This window comes from Sphingomonas sp. HF-S4, assembly GCF_032911445.1.
Taxonomy (GTDB): Bacteria; Pseudomonadota; Alphaproteobacteria; order Sphingomonadales; family Sphingomonadaceae; genus Sphingomonas; species Sphingomonas agrestis.
In genome coordinates, this window is the sequence record NZ_JAWJEJ010000001.1 from 2,695,552 (window position 1) to 2,712,292 (window position 16,741).

Here is a 16,741-nt window from a genome sequence, read left to right on the forward strand (position 1 = left end):
CCGCTTTAGGGTCGGGATCGGGTGCCCGCAATGGCGTGCGCGTCGATCCGATAGAGCGTGTCGGTTTCGTTGCGCCACACCGGGGTCATCCCCGCCACCAGCCGCGGATCGAACGCAGGCGGATCGATCAGCCAGACATAGTCGAAGCGGTCGCGCGGCAAGTGCGCCAGCGCGTCATGGATCGTCGCGAAGGCAGGCTGGATCGGGCACGGCGCGCTCACCACCATCTGCGAAGGATCGGCGTCGTACCCCGGAACGCCCGGCGCGACGATGCGCAGCGGCGTGCTGCCGCCGAGCCGCCATTGATCGTTGGAAAAGGCGGCGCGGCGGGCGATCGCGAACGCCGGCAAGTGGCTGGTGCGGCGATGCGACCAGCCCTGTCCGCAAGGCTCGCCGACGAAGCTGACCAGCCGGGCGCCGCGTGGGACATGATCGAGGGCGGCAAGGTGATGCTCCCAGACGCGGCCGGTGTCCCATAGGCTCGCGGTGTTGGCCGCGATGCGCGCGCCGAAAAAGGCCAAGCCGATCATCGCCAGCAGCGTCTTCTCGCGCAATGGCATCGTCTCGCCGGTGCGCAAGGCGAGCAAGGCGAGCAGGACGATGTAGGGCGCGAGGCGCATGTCGGCGAAGGCCGAGGAGAACAGCATGAACGGCAGCAGCACGAACGCGAGCAGCAGCAGCAGGCCTGCATAGGTGAGCATTCGGGCATGGCCGGTGCGGGTGCTGCGGATGCCGCCGTAGAGCAGGATGCCGAGCAATGCGGCCGAGGCCATGTCGAATTCGGGCCAGCGATCGCGGAAGATCATCGCCAGCCAGCCCGCCTTGAAGCGGAAGTCGAAGAAGCGCTGGGTAACGCTCTCGCCCTCGCCCGAACGCCACAGGACCAGGAACAGCAGCGGCAGCGCCAGCGGCAGGCAGGCGAGCCCGGCGCGGATCACGCTGGCCGGCCACTTGCCGCCTTGCTCGCGCATCCGGGCAAGCTCGGCGCCATAGGCCATCAGGCACAGCGCGCCCCAGCCGACGACATGCGCAACCCAGACCAATGTGGCGAGCGGCACGAAGAGCGCCGCGCGCAGGCGGAACCGGCCCTGCCGCGCGAGCCGCAGCCACAAAGCGAAGCCGTTGAGCGCGAGCGCCATCGCCAGGCAGTGGTTCACGAAGCCGAAATGGAGCGGGTAATTATATGCGAGCGGCAGCGCGAGCAGCGCCCAGGGCTGGACCCGGCCATGCGCCTCGCGCGAGATCCAGAGGATGCCGGTGACGGTCAACGCGACGATCAGCATCATCGCAGCCTTCACGGCAGGCTCGAGCCCGATCAGCGGGCCGAGCCCGGCGACGATCAGGTCGACCCCGAGATTGCCGACGAAGCGCCATTCGTAGCGGTACCATTGGCCGAGCACATCGGAATCGGTGCCGAGCATCACCCGGTAGCGCCCGACATGCCCGGCGAGATCGGTGAAGGGCGGCACGCTCGGCAGCGCCAGCGGGACGAGCGCGAGCAGCACCGCGGCGACCGCGAACCAGCGCGTCTCCCACCACGGCGTCCGCGGCTTCATCGTTCCACCTCGAACAGCATCGGCACTTCGCCGGGAGGGGAAATCGGCCGCAGCCAGGCGGGCGGCTTGCCGACGGCGAGCGCACCGCTCAGCCGCGCGGAGCTGGCCGCCTGCGTACCGAGTTCGGCGAAGTCACCGGGGCAATAAGCGACGTAATTGACGTGCCAGGTATCGGCGAGACGCCGGGCATCGTCGATCGGGCCGAGGAAGAAACGGTACATCGCGTCGTTGCCCGCAGTGTTGCGGTGATAGGGCGCGGCGATCACTCGATGCGGCGTCGCCGCCAGCGCGAACGCGCCAAGGTCGATCGGCGCGATCAGCGTGCCGGGCGGCAGTGCCGCGAGCCGGGCGAGTGTGCCAGGCCCGGTGCAGTCTGCGCCACCGGCCCGTTCTGGTCCGGCGGGAACGAGCGCGCCGGCAACGATCGGATAGAGCATCCCCGCCGAGATCAGCCACGCAGGAACCAACGCAAGCACGCTCCTGGTGCGCGCGACCGTGATCAGCATCGCGAGCGCCGGCGCGGCGAGCAGCGCGCCGGCATAGGCGCCGCGCAGCTGGATCCAGGTCAACGCCAGCGCGGCGAGCTGGAGCGCGAGGATGACCAGCCAGCGATCGTCGCGGCTGCGGCGCAAGGCCCAGATCCCCGCGGCGATGCCAGCGAGCATCAGCCCGGCATAGCCGATCGCATGGACCAGCGGCGCGCCGAGCAGCGGCTGTGCCTCGGCGACGTTCGCGAGCCACAGCTGCGCGAGCAGCGGATCGACTTCGCCATAGGGCGCGACGCAGCCCGGCGAGAGCGCCAGCGCGCCGAACAGCCCGGCGGGCGCGAGGATCAGCGTGGCGATGCCGCGATGCCGAGGCGTCTCGAAAACGAAGCCGAAAACGGCGAGGCCGAGCGGGGCAAGCGTGGCAAGCTGCGCAGCGCGCCAAAAGGTGTAGTTGAAGCCGTCGCACCCCGGCCAATTCCAACCGCTGGTGCGCAGCAGCACCGAAGCCGCGGCGAGCGACAAGACCAGCCCCACCGCATAGCCGGCAAGGCGCGGCTGGGCATTGCGGCCCTCGCGCACCCAGCGCAGCACGATCGCGGCGGCGCCGACGCCAAGCAACGGCGCGGTCTCGAGGCCCACGGTCAGCGACGCGGCGGTGGCGATGCCGGCGCCGGCACCCGCACCGAGCCGCCCCTGCCCCACCGCGGCGCGCGCCACGACGAGCAGCAGGACGAGCTGGAGCCCGTGATGATCGATCCGCCCGGGCATGAACAAGGTCGTCGCGGGAAAAGCGAGCGCAGCGATCAACGTGGCGAGCGGCCCCGAGGCGCCGAGCGATCGCGCGAGGCTCGCGACCAGCGCAAGCGCGGCGGCGAACAGCAATGCCGGCCAGACGATCACCGCCACCAGCTCGGCAGCGTGCGCCCCGAGCAGCGGCGACAGCAGCGCGATCAGCGCGGCGGGGACGAGGTCGGGCAGCCGCGACCAGTGCATCTCGAGCCCCGGCGCCGCGCCGAGGCGGTGCTGGGCGAGATCACCGAAAGCCTGTCCGCCCAGCCAGTCGCGGATCTGCTGGAGCCGAACGACATCGTCGGTATCGGGCAGCCGCAGCGCCGACAGATTGGCCCAATTCTGAAGGCTCCAGGCGACCGTCAGCAGGCCCGCGAGGAGCAATGCGACGCCGAGGTCGCGAGTGGGCCGGCCGTGCACCGAAGGCATGCGACCGGCCTAGTTCAGCATGGTTAAAGCAGCGTTAGCCGTCGCGGCGGCCAAGCAGCCGCAGCCGCAGCGCATTGAGCTTGATGAAGCCCGCCGCGTCGCGCTGGTCGTACGCGCCCTGATCGTCCTCGAAGGTCACGACCTTCTCGCTGTAGAGCGAATGGGGCGAACGCCGGCCGGTGACGATGACATTGCCCTTGTAGAGCTTCAAGCGGACCGTGCCGGTCACCTTGGCCTGGCTATGGTCGATCGCGGCCTGGAGCATCTCGCGCTCGGGCGCGAACCAGAAACCGTTATAGATCAGCTCGGCATAGCGCGGCATCAGCTCGTCCTTGAGATGCGCGGCGCCGCGATCGAGGGTGATCTGCTCGATTCCGCGATGGGCGAGGTGATAGATCGTCCCGCCCGGCGTCTCGTACATGCCGCGCGACTTCATGCCGACGAAGCGGTTCTCCACGAGATCAAGGCGTCCGATGCCATGCTTGCGGCCGAGCTCGTTGAGCGCGGTGAGCAGGGTCGCGGGCGACATCGCCTCGCCGTTGAGCGCGACGCCGTCGCCGCGCTCGAAATCGATCGTGATGCTCTCGGGCTGATCCGGCGCGTCCTCGGGGTTCACCGTGCGCGAATAGACGTAATCCGGCACTTCCTCCCACGGATCCTCGAGCACCTTGCCCTCGGACGAGGTGTGGAGAAGATTGGCGTCGGTCGAGAAGGGCGATTCGCCGCGCTTGTCCTTGGCGACCTGGATCTGGTGCTGCTCGGCGAATTCGATCAGCCGGGTGCGGCTGGTCAGGTCCCATTCGCGCCACGGCGCGATCACCTTGATGTCGGGGTTGAGCGCGTAATAGCCGAGCTCGAAACGGACCTGGTCGTTGCCCTTGCCGGTCGCGCCGTGGCTCACCGCGTCGGCGTTCACCAGCTTGGCGATCTCGATCTGGCGCTTGGCGATCAGCGGCCGCGCGATCGAGGTGCCGAGCAGGTACAGCCCCTCGTACATCGCATTGGCGCGCATCATCGGGAAGACGAAGTCGCGCACGAACTCCTCGCGCAGATCGTCGATGAAGATGTGCTCGGGCTTCACCCCCGCCTGCTCGGCCTTGCGGCGCGCGGGCTCTAGCTCCTCGCCCTGGCCGAGATCGGCGGTGAAGGTCACCACCTCGCACTGATATTCCTGCTGGAGCCATTTCAGGATCACGCTCGTGTCCAGCCCGCCCGAATAGGCGAGGACGACGCGATTGATCTTGTCCGACATGGGCGACTCCGGGGATAGATGGGAAACCGGCGCGCTCTAGGGTTCCATGCCCGGTCGCGCAACCATTGTGCTATGGCGTTCGCGGGAGGGCGCCATGGCCGAACGCAAGACCAAGCCGACCCAGATCAGCGCCGAGGCCTTTGTCGACGCGGTCCCCGACCCCGTCCGCCGCGCCGACGCCCAGGCGCTCGCGGCGCTGATGGCGCGGGTGAGCGGCGAGCCTGCGGCGATGTGGGACCCTCGATCGTCGGCTTCGGCCGCTATCACTATCGCTACGACAGCGGCCATGCAGGCGAGATGTGCCGGCTGGGATTAAGTCCGCGCAAGCCCGAGCTGGTGCTCTATGTGCTCGATGGTTCGCCCAGGCAGGCAGCGCTGCTCGCCCGGCTCGGCAAGCATAAGACCGGCAAGTCCTGCCTCTACATCAAGAAGCTCGCCGATGTAGACATGGCCGTGCTCGAGGAGCTTGTCCGCGACCAGCTCGCCTCGATGGACGCGCGCTATCCGGGGTGACGGTTAGCCGGCCTCGCGCATCAATTCCGGCCCGTCCTCGCGCAACGCCGCTTCCCCCTCGATCATATAATCCCGCGTGATCGGCAGGGCCGTGCGCGAGCGCGAGAGCTGGAGCTGGTAATTGACCAGCCCGCCATTGACGAACGCGACGTACGAACCGGCAAGGTAGAAGGTCCACATCCGGAAGAAGCGCTCGTCGTACAGCGCGACGATCTCGTCCTTCGCGGCGACGGTACGGTCATACCAGGCCTTGAGCGTATGCGCATAATGCAGCCGCAGCACTTCCACGTCGGTCGGGAAGATGCGCAGCCCCTCATAGCCGCGGACGATCTCCGAGAGTGCCGGGATATAGCCGCCGGGGAAGATGTACTTGAGCGTAAAGGCATCGGTGACGCCCGGCGCGCCCGCGCGGCCGATCGTGTGGAGCAGCATCACTCCTTCGGGCGTCAGCAGCTCGCGGACTTTCCGGAAAAAGGTGCGATATTGCGGGGTGCCGACATGCTCGAACATCCCCACCGAGACGATCCGGTCGAACTGTCCCGTCACGGCGCGATAGTCGATCAGTTCGAAGCGCACCTTGCCGTGGACGCCGCGCTCGGCGGCGCGCTCGCGCGCGACCTTGAGCTGCTCTTCCGAGAGCGTGACCCCGACCACTTCGGCACCGGTCTTCTCGTGGATGTAGAGCGCCATCCCGCCCCAGCCGCAGCCGATGTCGAGCACGCGCATCCCCGGCTGGATCGCCAGCTTGGCGACGATATGCGCCTTCTTGTCGAGCTGGGCCCGTTCGAGCGGGTTGGCGGGGTCGGTATAATACGCGCAGCTATATTGGCGGTCGGCATCGAGGAAGAGATCGTAGAGCCGGCGCGACAGATCGTAATGATGCGCGACGTTGCGCTTGGCCTTGCGCGCCATGTTGTAGCGCCCGATCCTGTGCGCGACGGCGTTGGCCAGCCGGGCGAGCGGCTTGGGGTCGAGCGCCGCCGTGGCGTCCTCCCAGCGATTGTTGCTGGTCATCAGCACGAGCAGGTCGAGGATGTCGCCCTGTTCGATCGTCAGCCGGCCGTCCATGAAGGCCTCTGCCGCGCCGAGCGCGGGATCGCGCATAATCGCGCCGGCGGCACCGGGTCCGAAGCGGATCGTGACGGGGTTGATGTCGGGATCGGGTTCGCCAAAGCTGCGGCTCGATCCGTCCGCATGATACACCACAAGCTGGCCGCGCTTCACCGCGCGCGCGAAAAAACCGTCGATCAACGCCATAGACCGTTCCACACAAAACAGCCCCACCCGCGTCTTAACCTAGGTGCGTAACGACTTTCTGCAATGCGGAAAAAGGTTTCCGACTCATATCCCGGCATACCATTCGTAGCCGTTCGAATCCTCCCAATAGCCACCCTTGCCTGCCCCGATCCCGGCGAGGCTGGCGACCGCTTCGATCCGCATGACGTATTTGGCATGCTTGTAGCCGAGCTGGCGCTCGACGCGCAGCCGCACCGGCGCGCCGTGGCCGACCGAGAGCGTCGCATCGTTCATCGACCAGGCGAGGATCGTCTGCGGGTGGAAGGCGTCGATCAGGTCGATCGATTCGTAATAAGGCTGGCTGCCCAAGCGATCGGCGCAGTGGAAGACGAGGTAGCGCGCGGTGTCGCGTATCCCGGCGAGCTGGAGGATCGTCTCGAGCCGCGGGCCCTGCCACTTGCCGATCGCGCTCCAACCCTCGACGCAGTCGTGCCGCGTGATCTGCGCGCGCTGCGGCATCGTCTGGATCTGCGCAAGGCTGAGGCTCAGGGGTCGCGCCACCAGCCCGTCGACGCGCAACCGCCAGTCGACGAAGCGATTGTTGGCGTGCGCGTTATATTCGGGCGTGTTGGGATGGTGCGTGCCGTTGACGCGGAAGATCGGGCTGCGCTGCTCGGGACGAAACTGACGCGCGAGCCCCGCCCGGCCGGTGACCGAGCGTTGGAGGAAGCGATGCGCGTCCTCCGCGCTGAGCAAGGTGGGGCTGTTGGTAAGCGAATCGCAGCCGGTGAGCAGGCTGGCTCCGGTGCCGACGATCAGGGTGCGGCGCGTGATCATGCCTCGTCCTCGGGCACGCGCCACCAGCCGGTGACCATCGCGCGCACTTCGTTGAACGGCCCGGCGAGGATCACCAGCGCGAGATGGACGACCAGGAACAGGGTCATCCCCGCCATCGCGATGAAATGCACCGAGCGCGCCGATTGCCGCCCGCCAAACAGATCGGCCAGCCACGGCCACATCCCCGGCGACAGTGCGAGGCCGGAGACGATCAGCAGCGGGATCAGGACGAAGATGACGAAGGCGTAACTCAGCTTCTGGAAGATGTTGTACGCGGCCGGCGCCTCGGGATCGTGGAAGCGCAACGCAAGATGCGCCTTGAAGTCGTTCCACAGCGCACGCGGCCTCAACTCCCGGCCGCGGATCCGCAGATCGCGCTGGAAATGGCGGTTGACCAGGCTGGCGATCATGTACGCCAGCAGCCCGAACCCAAGCACCAGAGCGAAGAACAGATGCCAGTGCCGCGCGCCCGACAGGCTGTAATAGCTCGGGATCGTCACCCAGCCGGGAAAGCGCGGCAGCTCAAGCCAGGCATGGTCGAAATTGGCGCCGAAATGCCCCCAATAGAGCCTGGGATGCGCGTTGAAGATCATCAGCCCGCTCGGGATCAGGATCAGCACGGCCAGCGCATTGAGCCAGTGCCACAGCCGCGTGAACAGCCGGTGCCGATAGACAATGCGGGGCGTGGACGAGGCATCCATCCCGCCCCTTTAGCGTATCATCCGTAGGCACGCACGAAGAAGACGAGCGTGGTCGCGCCGGTGACGAGTAAGGTCCACACCCGCACCGCGCCAGGCGACAGCTTCTTGCCGATCACCGCGCCCAGCCAGCCGCCCAGGATCGACCCAAACAGCATCGGCAGGCACGCCCACCACCACACCATCGCAAAGCCGATGAAGATGAACGCCGCGGCGAAATTGGCGACTGCAAGCATCAGCGTGCGGATCGCGAACAGTTCGCGCGGACGAATGTTGGCGAGCAGGCCATAGACCGCCGTGGTGATCAGCCCCACCCCGCCGCCGAAATAACCGCCATAGATTCCAAGAAACGCCTGGGCGACGAGCAACGCCGGCCGGCCGATCGTGACGCGGGCGTGGAGCCAGTCGGCGGCGCGCTTGCCGAACACCATCACCACGAAGGCGAACAGCAGCAGCCAGGGGATGAGCACGTCGAACGTCTCGGTCGGCGTGCGTACGAGCAGCAGGCTGCCGATCAATCCGAAGGCGAAGGTGATCGCCGCAAGCAGCCTGACCGACAGCCCGGCGACCGGCCCGAGCTCGTCGCGATACGCCCAGGCGCTGGTCGCGGCGCCGGGGAGCAGCGCGACGTTCGAGGTGGCGTTGGCGATATTGGCCGGCAGCCCGAGCGCGATCAGTGCGGGGAGCGTCGCAAAGGTGCCGCCCCCGGCAAGCGCATTCATCGCGCCGCCAAGCACGCCTGCCCCGGCGGCCAACGCAATGGATGGAAGATCGAGAACCAGCCTAACCCCGTTCGCCCTGAGCTTGTCGAAGGGCCGTACTTCATTTTTCCGCAGTGGGAAGAAAGAACGGTGCTTCGACAAGCGCAGCGCGAACGCTAGAGATTTCGAATGAACGACGTACTGGCCAGCTATGCCGCGGCGGCGACCCCGGAAATGATCGCCGGCTACGACGCGCTTCCGCCCGAGCGGATCTACGCGTCGGTCCGCGATTTCCTTCCGGGAGATCCCGCCCGCATCGCCGAAATCGGCGCCGGCACCGGGCGCGACGCAGCCTGGTTTGCCGCGCAAGGCCATCGCGTCCTCGCCGTCGAGCCGGTGCGCGAACTGCGCGAGGCGGGGATGAAGCTGCACGGCAACGACATCGAATGGCTCGACGACCGGCTTCCCGAACTGGCGGGACTAGACGCGTACGCGCCGTTCGACCTGATCGTCCTGTGCGCGGTGTGGCACCACCTCGACACCGCCGAGCGTGCCCGCGCGATGCCTGTACTCGCCTCGGCGTCCGCGCCCGGCGGGCGGCTGGTCCTGTCGCTGCGCCACGGCCCCGGGCGCCACGCCCTCCCGACTCCGCCAGAAGAGACGATCGCGCTGGCAGCGGCGGCAGGCTTCGCCCTGACCCACCGCGCCGAGGCCGAAGCGGTGCACGCCGAGAGCCGCGCGGAAGGCGTTCATTGGACCTGGCTCGTGTTGACTAGGGGTCTTGGCCCCGGCGAGGGCCATGCCGGTGAAATCGAGCACCGCGGATAAATCTCCGCTCGCCTGGCGCTCGCCGAGACGTATTTCAGCCGAACGGCAGCAGGTGACTATAGGGGAAGTCCGTGGTCCCCCAGTGCGAAACATAGACGTGCGGCGGCTCTATCACGACGCTGAACTGGCATTTCGGCCGGATCGCGGAGAGCGCCCGATATTCCGCCTCGGTGAGGCGAGCATTGCGCAGACGGATGCCCCAGGCCCGCTCCAGCACCGGCGAGCGAAAAAGCCGCTCGTACTCCGCAAAGGGCGTCGAATCCCATTCGGGCGTTTCCGCCGGCGTGAGCGACAGGAAGGGCGCACTCGAATCGGTGAAGTCGATGAAGCCCAACGCCGGCAGGCGCGTGGCCTCGGCTAGATGGCCGATAAAGCCGCGCGTGCGCCAGTCGCCGCCGGTACGGATGCGCTTAAGCTGGGGCAGGTCGAGCGCGAAGAAGTCCGGCTCGGGGGCCTGGGGCAGTTCCAACGTGCGCAGTGCCGGCATGCGCGCGATCAGCGTTGGAAGCTGGTCGTCGGCGATGCAGGCCTGATTATGGTCGCCTGGATCGGAAATCGCCACCTGGAAGGCACGCAACCCCGAGAAATCAGGCCGGGCGGCGATCAGCGGGGCGAAATCCCATTCCTTCAGGCCGTTGGCGCCTTCGTCAGGCCCTGAAATGCGCAGCTGGACGAGATGCGGCGCGATGCCGGGGCGGCCGAGCAGGTCGAGGAACTCGCTCCAGCCTTCATATTCCGAACCGCGATACTCCACCGCCAGCGCGCCTCCCAGATCGGCAACGGAAAGCCGCGAGCAATGGTCGGGTTCGAGCAGGCGCTGGGCCAGCCAGTCGGCATGGTCGCCCTCTTCCACTTCCTGGCCTTCGGCAGCGGCTTCATTGAGCGTGGCCTGGAGGTTGCGCAGCGCCGCCAGCGCCGCATCCAGGGACAAGCTCATCCGAGCGCCGCCTGCTTTTCCTCGGCCAGCCGGTCGAGCTCGGCGCGGCTCTTCTTCTCCGACGCGGTCTTCAATTGCCCGCACGCCGCATCGATGTCGCGTCCGCGCGGGGTGCGCACCGGGGCCGAATAGCCCGCCTCGAACAGGATCGACGAGAACGCGCGGATCCGCTCGGGCGCGGAGCATTCGTAGGGCGCGCCGGGCCAGGGGTTGAACGGGATCAGGTTCACCTTGGCCGGCAGCTTGTACTTCTTGATCAGCCGGACCAGCTCGCGCGCCTCTTCGTCGCTGTCGTTCTTGTCCTTGAGCATCACATATTCGAACGTGATCCGCCGCGCGTTGTTGGCGCCGGGATAGTCGGCGCAGGCCTGGAGCAGCTCCTCGATCCCGTATTTGCGGTTCAACGGCACGATCTCGTCGCGCACTTCCTTGGTCACCGCATGCAGCGACACGGCGAGGTTCACCCCGATCTCCTCCCCGGCGCGCGCCATCATCGGGACGACGCCGGAGGTGCTGAGCGTGATCCGCCGCTTCGACAGCGCCAGCCCGTCGCCATCCATCACGATATGGAGCGCATCGCGGACCTGGTCGAAATTGTAGAGCGGCTCGCCCATTCCCATCATCACGATGTTGGTGAGCATGCGGCCCTCGGGCTGGCTCGGCCATTCGCCCAGGCCGTCGCGCGCAAGCATCACCTGCCCGACGATCTCGGCGGGCGTCAGGTTGCGGACCAGCCGCATCGTGCCGGTGTGGCAGAAGCGGCAATTGAGCGTGCAGCCGACCTGCGACGATACGCAGAGCGTCCCGCGGTCCGCGTCTGGGATGAAGACCATCTCGTAATCCTGGCCGTCGTCCGAGCGCAGCAGCCACTTCCGCGTGCCGTCGGTCGAGACCTGCGCCTCGACCACTTCGGGTCGCGAGATCACGAAGCGCTGTGCGAGCCAGGGCTGCATCGCCTTGGAGATGTCGGTCATCAGCGAAAAATCGGTAACGCCACGATTGTAGATCCAGTGCCACAGCTGCTTTGCGCGCAGCTTGGCCTGCTTGGGCTCGAGCTGCGCGGTCTCCAGCGCCATGCGCAGATCGGCCTTGGACAGGCCGAGCAGGTCGATGCGGCCATCGGCGCGCGGCTTGAATTCGCGCGGAACGGGCACGGGATCGATGTGCCCCGGAATGGGCATGAGGGCGGCCGACTCTGTCTGCATGGCCGCCATGTAGTCGATTTCGCGCGGCTTTTCCACACCCTCGGCCCGGCGCTGGAATCAAACGGGTCCGCCATGCCTGTCGCGCGAATCAAACGCTGCACCGCGGAACGGGTTGTCACTTGGATACAGGACCGCCCAGCTTGCGTTCAACAGGGGCGTAACAACTGGAGTAACCCATGAAGCTTCGCAATTCGATGCTGATCACTGCGGCGCTGTTTGCCGCGCCCGCAGCCTTCGCGCAGGACGCGCAGACCACGAGCCCGGCGCCGCCGACCAGCGCGGATCCGTCGACACAGACCGGCACGGCAACCGATCCGTCGGCGCCGACCGGCACCACTGGCTCGGGCACCGCGGCGACGACGGTGAGCGACACCGAAGTCACGCAGTTCGCGACTGCCGCGGTCGCAGCGGCCAAGATTCGTTCGGACGCGACCGTTCCCGAGGCGGACAAGAACGCCAAGATGGTCGAGGCAATCACCGCGTCGGGCCTCCCGCCCGCACGCTTCAACGAAATCGCCCAGGCGATGCAGTCGGACACCGCGCTCAACAAGCGCATTCAGGACGCCGCGGCGACGCAGGCACCGGCAGCCGGCGCAGCAGCACCGACGCCTTAACTGATGGACTCGCGGGCGGCGGTGCGATCGCCGCCCGGCGGGCTTGCCCGATCGATCCTCCCCTGCGTCGGGAGGATTTTTTACGTCAACGCCGCCCCGCGCACCCCAAGGCCGCCGCATCGATCGCGGTCGCCGCGCCCTTGAGCGCATAGCTGTCGGCGAAGGCGGCACCGTTCACCGCGACCGTCTCGACGCTCATGCTGCGCCCGTCGCGGATCGCGGCGACGACCGCGGCATCAGTGCGTGCGTCCGGCGCCCAGGCGTCGGCATCGCCGGCGCGCAGCTCGAAGCGACGCTCGCCGATCGACAGGGTCACCCGCGCATTGGGCGAGCGGGCACGGCTCAGACGGATATGGAGCTGGTTGCGCACTCCCTGCCCGGGCCAGTTGGCGATGCTGGCGAACGGCGCGCCCCGTCCCCGCTCGACCGGCCGGGCGATCGCGAAGCAGCGTAACGGCGAGGGATCACGAAACGCCCCCCAGCCGCCATAGGTGCCCAGCGCGTCGCGCGGCAGCATCGCCAGCAGCAGCGCGAGGCCGATCATGCCGGCGCCGCGCCGCGGCCGGTGCCGCGATGGACCAGGGTTTCCACGCCCCGTTCGATCCGCACGATCGATCCCTGCGGCAGGTCGGGCGCCACCGGCGCGCCGAACTGCGGCATCACGTCCTTGCCGGTCATAACGCCGCGGAGGATGCGGCTCGACATGCCGTGCATGATGACGAGCCGGTCGCCGGGATCGTCGTCGGTGTCGGCGAGCCAGCCCGAGACGCGCGTGGCGATCGCGTCATACCATTCGCCCCCTTCGGGCGGACGCGTGTAGAGCCCGTGCTCGAGATCGAGGAAGGGGCCGATCTCGTCGTGGAGATCGGCATAATAGCGCCCGCTCCAGCGCCCCATGCCGATCTCGACCAGGCGGTCGTCGGTGCGCGTCTGGTGCCAGTCGAGCTGGAGATGCTCGGCGATGATCGCCAGCGTCTGAAGCGCGCGGCCCGCGCTCGACGACCATAAAGTCAGCTTCGGTTTCCGTCCCAGCACTTCGCGCAACGCCGCTCCCATCGCATCGGCCTGGGCGAAGCCCGCGCGGGTGAGCGGCGTGTGCGGATGATCGCCCTGCATCCGCTTGGCGATGTTGAACACGGTCTCGCCGTGACGGGCGATGAAGTCGCGACCCTGACGCTGGCTTGCTGGCATGGCCCCTTCCTCAGCGTCTCCGCGGGCCAAAGGCAATGGCCGAAATGCGGCGCGCCGCGATTTTGCCTCGTTTCGTTCAGGCAACGAACAGGTGCGTTACGACAGCAGGACACCCGCTCCGTCTTTGGGGCGTGTTCAATAAGGAGACCTGCATGCGCAACCTCATTCTCGCCACCCTGACCGCGACCGCCGCCGCTACGCCGGCGTTGGCCCAGGACACGCGCTTTGCCGGTCCGCGCGCCGAGGCTATCGCCGGCTGGGATCACGCCAACGTGCCTGGTGGCGACATGAAGGACGGCGTCACCTATGGCGGCGCGATCGGATACGACGTCCAGCGCGGCAGAACCGTGTTCGGCATCGAGGGCGAGATCACCGGGTCAACCCTCAAGGACGATAGCCGCATCACGCCCGACACGCGCTTCAAGGGGGAAGTGGGCCGTGACCTCTATGTCGGCGGGCGCCTGGGCTTCGTCGCGTCCCCCAACACGCTGATCTACGCGAAGGCAGGCTACACCAACCTGCGCACCCATGTGGCCTATAGTTCGCCCACCACCAATTACGACGGCAGCGGCACGGATGGCGGGTACAGGCTCGGCGCCGGCGCCGAGTACAGGCTGGGCGGCAGGGCCTATCTCAAGAGCGAATATCGCTACAGCGACTATGGCGGCGGCGCGCGGCACCAGGTGGTGGGCGGGCTCGGCGTCCGCTTCTGAAGCCTTGGTAGGGGCCGCGGAAGGTTCAACCCCGTGTTGCCCAAATACCACGCTTTGCGTTGTTTATGTGAGGTTCATGCAACTGCGGACTCGCATCCCTAGTTAAGCCCCGGCTCGTTCGAACAAGCGAGCCGGTTTCCCAAGGAGTAGTTATGCGTAAGCTTGTTTTCGTCGCCGCCCTCGCCGCCTCGTCGGCACTGGCCGCCCCTGCGTTTGCGCAGGATTCGGCCCCCGGTGGTTTCCGCGTCGGCGTGGTCGGCGGTCTCGATATCGTCCGTCCCGGCGACAGCGAGAATTCGCGTATCCAGGGTGACGACCAGAGCATCGAAGGCGCGCTGTACGGCGTCGAGGCGGGCTATGACATCCCGCTCGGTGGCGCGATCCTCGGCATCGAGGGCGAGTTCAGCGGCTCGACCGCCAAGGTCACCACCGACACCAGCGATCCCAATTACTTCGGCTATGGCCGCGTCAAGGCCGGCCGCGACATCTATGTCGGCGCGCGCCTCGGCTTCGAAGCGGCCCCCGGCACGCTCGTCTACGCCAAGGGCGGCTACACCAATGCCCGCCTCAACGTGACCGCCGACAACGGCACCACCACCCGCGACGAGAACTTCCAGCTCGACGGCTGGCGCGTGGGTGCGGGCGTCGAGAAGTCGATCGGCCGCAACACCTATGCCAAGGTCGAATATCGCTATTCGAACTACACCAATGCGGACTTCCAGTTCGCCAACGGCACGGTGACCGACACGTTCGACGTCGACACCGACCGTCACCAGGTCGTTGCGGGCGTCGGCTTCCGCTTCTGAGGACCGCGCCGCACCATTTTGGTGTGCAAAAGGAGGGTCGGGGCGCTTGCCCCGGCCCTTTTTGCCGTTAGACACTATATCCGAGCCAATTCGCCAGCGCCCGGATTCGTGCGCGGCACCGGGGGTTTTGAGTGATGAAGGCGACGATCGAACGCGCAACTCTGTTGAGGGGCCTCAGCCACGTCCAGTCCGTGGTCGAACGGCGCAACACCATCCCGATCCTGTCGAACGTGCTGATCGAAGCACAGGCCGGCGGCACGATGCGGCTTATGGCCACCGATCTCGACCTCCAGATCGACGAGACGATCCCCGCTGCGGTCGACCAGCCCGGCGCGATCACCGTCTCGGCGCACACGCTGTTCGACATCGTCCGCAAGCTTCCTGAGGGCTCGCAGGTCGAGCTCGCCGCTGCCGAGGGCCGGATCACGGTCAATGCCGGCCGCGCCAAGTTCACGCTGGCGACGCTGCCGCGCGACGATTTCCCGATGATCGCCGAGGGCGAGCTGCCGACGACGTTCGAGCTGCCCGCGGAAACGCTCAAGCAGATCATCGACAAGACCCGCTTCGCGATCTCGACCGAAGAGACGCGCTATTATCTCAACGGCATCTTCCTCCATGTCACCGACGATGCCCAGCCGCTGCTCCGCGCCGCCGCGACCGACGGCCACCGCCTCGCGCGCGTCACCGTGGCGCGCCCCGATGGCGCCGACGGCATGCCCGACGTGATCGTGCCGCGTAAGTGCGTCGCCGAGCTCCGGAAACTGCTCGACGAGGTCGACGGTTCGGTCGGGGTGTCGCTGTCGGGCTCGAAGATCCGCTTCGATCTCGGCCAGGCGATCCTGACCTCGAAGCTGATCGACGGCACCTTCCCCGATTACAGCCGCGTCATCCCGACCGCGAACGACAAGATCCTCAAGATCGACCCCAAGAGCTTCATGCAGGGCGTCGACCGCGTCTCGACGATCGCCACCGAGAAGACCCGCGCAGTCAAGATGGCGCTCGACCGCGACAAGATCATCCTCTCGGTCACCAGCCCCGAAAATGGCGCGGCCGCCGAGGAAGTGCCCGGCGAATATGTCGCGCTGCCGTTCGAGATCGGTTTCAACAGCCGCTACCTCATGGACATCCTCGGCCAGATCGAGGGCGACTTGGTCGAGGTTCACCTCGCCGACGCCGCGGCGCCCACGCTGATCCGTGAGAACGACAGCTCGCCGGCGCTGTACGTGCTGATGCCGATGCGTGTGTAAAACGCGGCGGATAGAGTCCTAGTTATCCACGTAAAACCGCGAGTCGCATCAATACGTAGGGTTTTGTTTGCGGGTTCCGTGGTACAGCGTTGTCATGCACGGAATGGCAGCCCTGGTAGCCTTCAACGATCGCCGCGCGCGCGAGGAACGCGAGCGGGCCGAGCGCGCGGCCAATGCCCGAGACCGCGCGCTGCACCTCGAAATGGCCTCGATCTTCGAGCGCCGCGCCGACGTTCGCAAGCGCCTGCTGCAGTAGTTATTGCGCCTTGAGCGCACTGACATCTGCGCGTGCCCGATCCCGTACCGCCTGCACCTTGGCCTTGGCCTGACGCTCGATGATCTCGGCGTCCTTGCGCAGCGCCTCCGCCCGGGTCTTGAGCCGCTCGGCCTCATAGCCTTTCGCCACTTCCGCCTGCGCGCCGATCGTATCCGCCTGCGCCTCGATCTGGCCGATCTGGTTTTTCGATGCGGATTCGAGCGCGTCGGCCTCGGCCTCCGCCATGTCCTGGATATTGTCGATACGCGCCTGTTCGGGCGTCTGCGGACCGCAGCCCGCCAGCATTAGGCCCATCATCGCCGCTACTACCATCCCGCTACGCATCGTATCTCTCCTGTCCGCCCGCCAACGGGCAAGCCGGGCTTTCGTTGCGGCGGCTCGGTTGAACTTCCGCGCCGACCCTGCTATTTACACCATTGTCAGT

The 16,741-nt window shown here is 67.1% G+C and carries 20 protein-coding genes; 8 read left to right on the forward strand and 12 right to left on the reverse strand.

Annotated elements, in window-relative coordinates; all coding sequences use genetic code 11:
• Positions 1-5: 5 nt before the first annotated feature.
• The 3 genes from RZN05_RS12185 to RZN05_RS12195 are packed head-to-tail and all read right to left on the reverse strand — an operon-like array spanning position 6 to position 4,514.
• Positions 6-1,556 (reverse strand): hypothetical protein, encoded by a 1,551-nt coding sequence (locus tag RZN05_RS12185; RefSeq protein WP_317226875.1) that lies wholly within the window; start codon positions 1,554-1,556, stop codon positions 6-8.
• The gene (locus RZN05_RS12190; RefSeq protein WP_317226876.1) at positions 1,553-3,262 is read right to left on the reverse strand and encodes a hypothetical protein; all 1,710 of its coding nucleotides are present in this window, start codon (positions 3,260-3,262) and stop codon (positions 1,553-1,555) included. The genes RZN05_RS12185 and RZN05_RS12190 overlap by 4 nt, the downstream gene beginning before the upstream one ends.
• Before the next feature lie 34 nt (positions 3,263-3,296).
• Entirely contained in the window at positions 3,297-4,514 is a 1,218-nt protein-coding gene (locus tag RZN05_RS12195; protein WP_317226877.1) for an argininosuccinate synthase, read from the reverse strand.
• Positions 4,515-4,608: 94 nt separating this feature from the next.
• On the opposite strand from RZN05_RS12195, the gene RZN05_RS12200 reads away from it, so the two are divergent.
• A complete protein-coding gene (locus RZN05_RS12200) occupies positions 4,609-4,830 on the forward strand; it encodes a hypothetical protein (RefSeq protein ID WP_317226878.1) in 222 nt (73 codons plus the stop codon).
• On the forward strand, positions 4,746-5,027 hold the full coding sequence (locus RZN05_RS12205) for a DUF1801 domain-containing protein (RefSeq protein WP_317226879.1): 282 nt from the start codon (positions 4,746-4,748) through the stop codon (positions 5,025-5,027). The genes RZN05_RS12200 and RZN05_RS12205 overlap by 85 nt, the downstream gene beginning before the upstream one ends.
• 3 nt (positions 5,028-5,030) lie before the next feature.
• Here the strand turns inward: RZN05_RS12205 and RZN05_RS12210 are convergent, their stop codons facing one another.
• From RZN05_RS12210 to RZN05_RS12225, 4 genes are all read right to left on the reverse strand, one after another.
• Positions 5,031-6,284, reverse strand: coding sequence for a cyclopropane-fatty-acyl-phospholipid synthase family protein (locus RZN05_RS12210; protein ID WP_317226880.1), 1,254 nt, complete (start codon positions 6,282-6,284; stop codon positions 5,031-5,033).
• Between the two features lie 84 nt (positions 6,285-6,368).
• The gene (locus tag RZN05_RS12215; RefSeq protein WP_317226881.1) at positions 6,369-7,100 is read right to left on the reverse strand and encodes a molybdopterin-binding protein; all 732 of its coding nucleotides are present in this window, start codon (positions 7,098-7,100) and stop codon (positions 6,369-6,371) included.
• Positions 7,097-7,801, reverse strand: a complete 705-nt coding sequence (locus RZN05_RS12220; RefSeq protein WP_317226882.1) for a cytochrome b/b6 domain-containing protein — start codon at positions 7,799-7,801, stop codon at positions 7,097-7,099. Before RZN05_RS12220 ends, RZN05_RS12215 begins: the two co-directional genes overlap by 4 nt.
• 17 nt (positions 7,802-7,818) lie before the next feature.
• Positions 7,819-8,553, reverse strand: coding sequence for a sulfite exporter TauE/SafE family protein (locus RZN05_RS12225; RefSeq protein ID WP_317226883.1), 735 nt, complete (start codon positions 8,551-8,553; stop codon positions 7,819-7,821).
• A 135-nt stretch (positions 8,554-8,688) separates the two neighbouring features.
• Between RZN05_RS12225 and RZN05_RS12230 the strand changes: the two genes are divergently transcribed.
• A complete protein-coding gene (locus RZN05_RS12230) occupies positions 8,689-9,327 on the forward strand; it encodes a class I SAM-dependent methyltransferase (RefSeq protein ID WP_317226884.1) in 639 nt (212 codons plus the stop codon).
• Between the two features lie 34 nt (positions 9,328-9,361).
• Here the strand turns inward: RZN05_RS12230 and RZN05_RS12235 are convergent, their stop codons facing one another.
• Both RZN05_RS12235 and rlmN read right to left on the reverse strand, forming a co-directional pair.
• Positions 9,362-10,264 carry a hypothetical protein gene (locus RZN05_RS12235; RefSeq protein ID WP_317226885.1) on the reverse strand — a complete coding sequence of 301 codons (903 nt, stop codon included), beginning with the start codon at positions 10,262-10,264 and terminating at the stop codon, positions 9,362-9,364.
• Positions 10,261-11,469, reverse strand: a complete 1,209-nt coding sequence (gene rlmN / locus RZN05_RS12240) for a 23S rRNA (adenine(2503)-C(2))-methyltransferase RlmN (protein ID WP_317226886.1) — start codon at positions 11,467-11,469, stop codon at positions 10,261-10,263. Before rlmN ends, RZN05_RS12235 begins: the two co-directional genes overlap by 4 nt.
• A gap of 176 nt (positions 11,470-11,645) precedes the next feature.
• Between rlmN and RZN05_RS12245 the strand changes: the two genes are divergently transcribed.
• Positions 11,646-12,083, forward strand: coding sequence for a DUF4168 domain-containing protein (locus tag RZN05_RS12245; protein WP_317226887.1), 438 nt, complete (start codon positions 11,646-11,648; stop codon positions 12,081-12,083).
• An 85-nt stretch (positions 12,084-12,168) separates the two neighbouring features.
• Here the strand turns inward: RZN05_RS12245 and RZN05_RS12250 are convergent, their stop codons facing one another.
• Together RZN05_RS12250 and RZN05_RS12255 are read right to left on the reverse strand one after the other, a co-directional pair.
• On the reverse strand, positions 12,169-12,627 hold the full coding sequence (locus RZN05_RS12250; protein ID WP_317226888.1) for a hypothetical protein: 459 nt from the start codon (positions 12,625-12,627) through the stop codon (positions 12,169-12,171).
• A complete protein-coding gene (locus RZN05_RS12255) occupies positions 12,624-13,274 on the reverse strand; it encodes a histidine phosphatase family protein (protein ID WP_317226889.1) in 651 nt (216 codons plus the stop codon). Before RZN05_RS12255 ends, RZN05_RS12250 begins: the two co-directional genes overlap by 4 nt.
• 152 nt (positions 13,275-13,426) lie before the next feature.
• On the opposite strand from RZN05_RS12255, the gene RZN05_RS12260 reads away from it, so the two are divergent.
• The 4 genes from RZN05_RS12260 to RZN05_RS12275 all read left to right on the forward strand — a co-directional run bounded on the left by RZN05_RS12260 (position 13,427) and on the right by RZN05_RS12275 (position 16,296).
• A complete protein-coding gene (locus tag RZN05_RS12260; protein WP_317226890.1) occupies positions 13,427-13,987 on the forward strand; it encodes an outer membrane protein in 561 nt (186 codons plus the stop codon).
• A gap of 152 nt (positions 13,988-14,139) precedes the next feature.
• Positions 14,140-14,793 carry an outer membrane protein gene (locus tag RZN05_RS12265; RefSeq protein ID WP_317226891.1) on the forward strand — a complete coding sequence of 218 codons (654 nt, stop codon included), beginning with the start codon at positions 14,140-14,142 and terminating at the stop codon, positions 14,791-14,793.
• Between the two features lie 134 nt (positions 14,794-14,927).
• Positions 14,928-16,040, forward strand: coding sequence for a DNA polymerase III subunit beta (gene dnaN / locus RZN05_RS12270; protein WP_317226892.1), 1,113 nt, complete (start codon positions 14,928-14,930; stop codon positions 16,038-16,040).
• Between the two features lie 103 nt (positions 16,041-16,143).
• On the forward strand, positions 16,144-16,296 hold the full coding sequence (locus tag RZN05_RS12275) for a hypothetical protein (protein WP_317226893.1): 153 nt from the start codon (positions 16,144-16,146) through the stop codon (positions 16,294-16,296).
• On the opposite strand, the gene RZN05_RS12280 is transcribed toward RZN05_RS12275, so the two are convergent.
• Positions 16,297-16,641 carry a hypothetical protein gene (locus tag RZN05_RS12280; protein ID WP_317226894.1) on the reverse strand — a complete coding sequence of 115 codons (345 nt, stop codon included), beginning with the start codon at positions 16,639-16,641 and terminating at the stop codon, positions 16,297-16,299.
• Positions 16,642-16,741 lie beyond the last annotated feature (100 nt).

Coding starts and splice junctions, on each gene's coding strand:
- RZN05_RS12280 (WP_317226894.1), bottom strand. CDS start 16,641: ATGCGTAGCGGGATGGTAGTAGCGGCGATGATGGGCCTAATGCTGGCG.
- RZN05_RS12190 (WP_317226876.1), bottom strand. CDS start 3,262: ATGCCTTCGGTGCACGGCCGGCCCACTCGCGACCTCGGCGTCGCATTG.
- RZN05_RS12260 (WP_317226890.1), top strand. CDS start 13,427: ATGCGCAACCTCATTCTCGCCACCCTGACCGCGACCGCCGCCGCTACG.
- RZN05_RS12235 (WP_317226885.1), bottom strand. CDS start 10,264: ATGAGCTTGTCCCTGGATGCGGCGCTGGCGGCGCTGCGCAACCTCCAG.
- RZN05_RS12245 (WP_317226887.1), top strand. CDS start 11,646: ATGAAGCTTCGCAATTCGATGCTGATCACTGCGGCGCTGTTTGCCGCG.
- RZN05_RS12210 (WP_317226880.1), bottom strand. CDS start 6,284: ATGGCGTTGATCGACGGTTTTTTCGCGCGCGCGGTGAAGCGCGGCCAG.
- dnaN (WP_317226892.1), top strand. CDS start 14,928: ATGAAGGCGACGATCGAACGCGCAACTCTGTTGAGGGGCCTCAGCCAC.
- RZN05_RS12275 (WP_317226893.1), top strand. CDS start 16,144: ATGGCAGCCCTGGTAGCCTTCAACGATCGCCGCGCGCGCGAGGAACGC.
- RZN05_RS12220 (WP_317226882.1), bottom strand. CDS start 7,801: ATGGATGCCTCGTCCACGCCCCGCATTGTCTATCGGCACCGGCTGTTC.
- rlmN (WP_317226886.1), bottom strand. CDS start 11,469: ATGCAGACAGAGTCGGCCGCCCTCATGCCCATTCCGGGGCACATCGAT.
- RZN05_RS12265 (WP_317226891.1), top strand. CDS start 14,140: ATGCGTAAGCTTGTTTTCGTCGCCGCCCTCGCCGCCTCGTCGGCACTG.
- RZN05_RS12250 (WP_317226888.1), bottom strand. CDS start 12,627: ATGATCGGCCTCGCGCTGCTGCTGGCGATGCTGCCGCGCGACGCGCTG.
- RZN05_RS12185 (WP_317226875.1), bottom strand. CDS start 1,556: ATGAAGCCGCGGACGCCGTGGTGGGAGACGCGCTGGTTCGCGGTCGCC.
- RZN05_RS12215 (WP_317226881.1), bottom strand. CDS start 7,100: ATGATCACGCGCCGCACCCTGATCGTCGGCACCGGAGCCAGCCTGCTC.
- RZN05_RS12195 (WP_317226877.1), bottom strand. CDS start 4,514: ATGTCGGACAAGATCAATCGCGTCGTCCTCGCCTATTCGGGCGGGCTG.
- RZN05_RS12200 (WP_317226878.1), top strand. CDS start 4,609: ATGGCCGAACGCAAGACCAAGCCGACCCAGATCAGCGCCGAGGCCTTT.
- RZN05_RS12230 (WP_317226884.1), top strand. CDS start 8,689: ATGAACGACGTACTGGCCAGCTATGCCGCGGCGGCGACCCCGGAAATG.
- RZN05_RS12255 (WP_317226889.1), bottom strand. CDS start 13,274: ATGCCAGCAAGCCAGCGTCAGGGTCGCGACTTCATCGCCCGTCACGGC.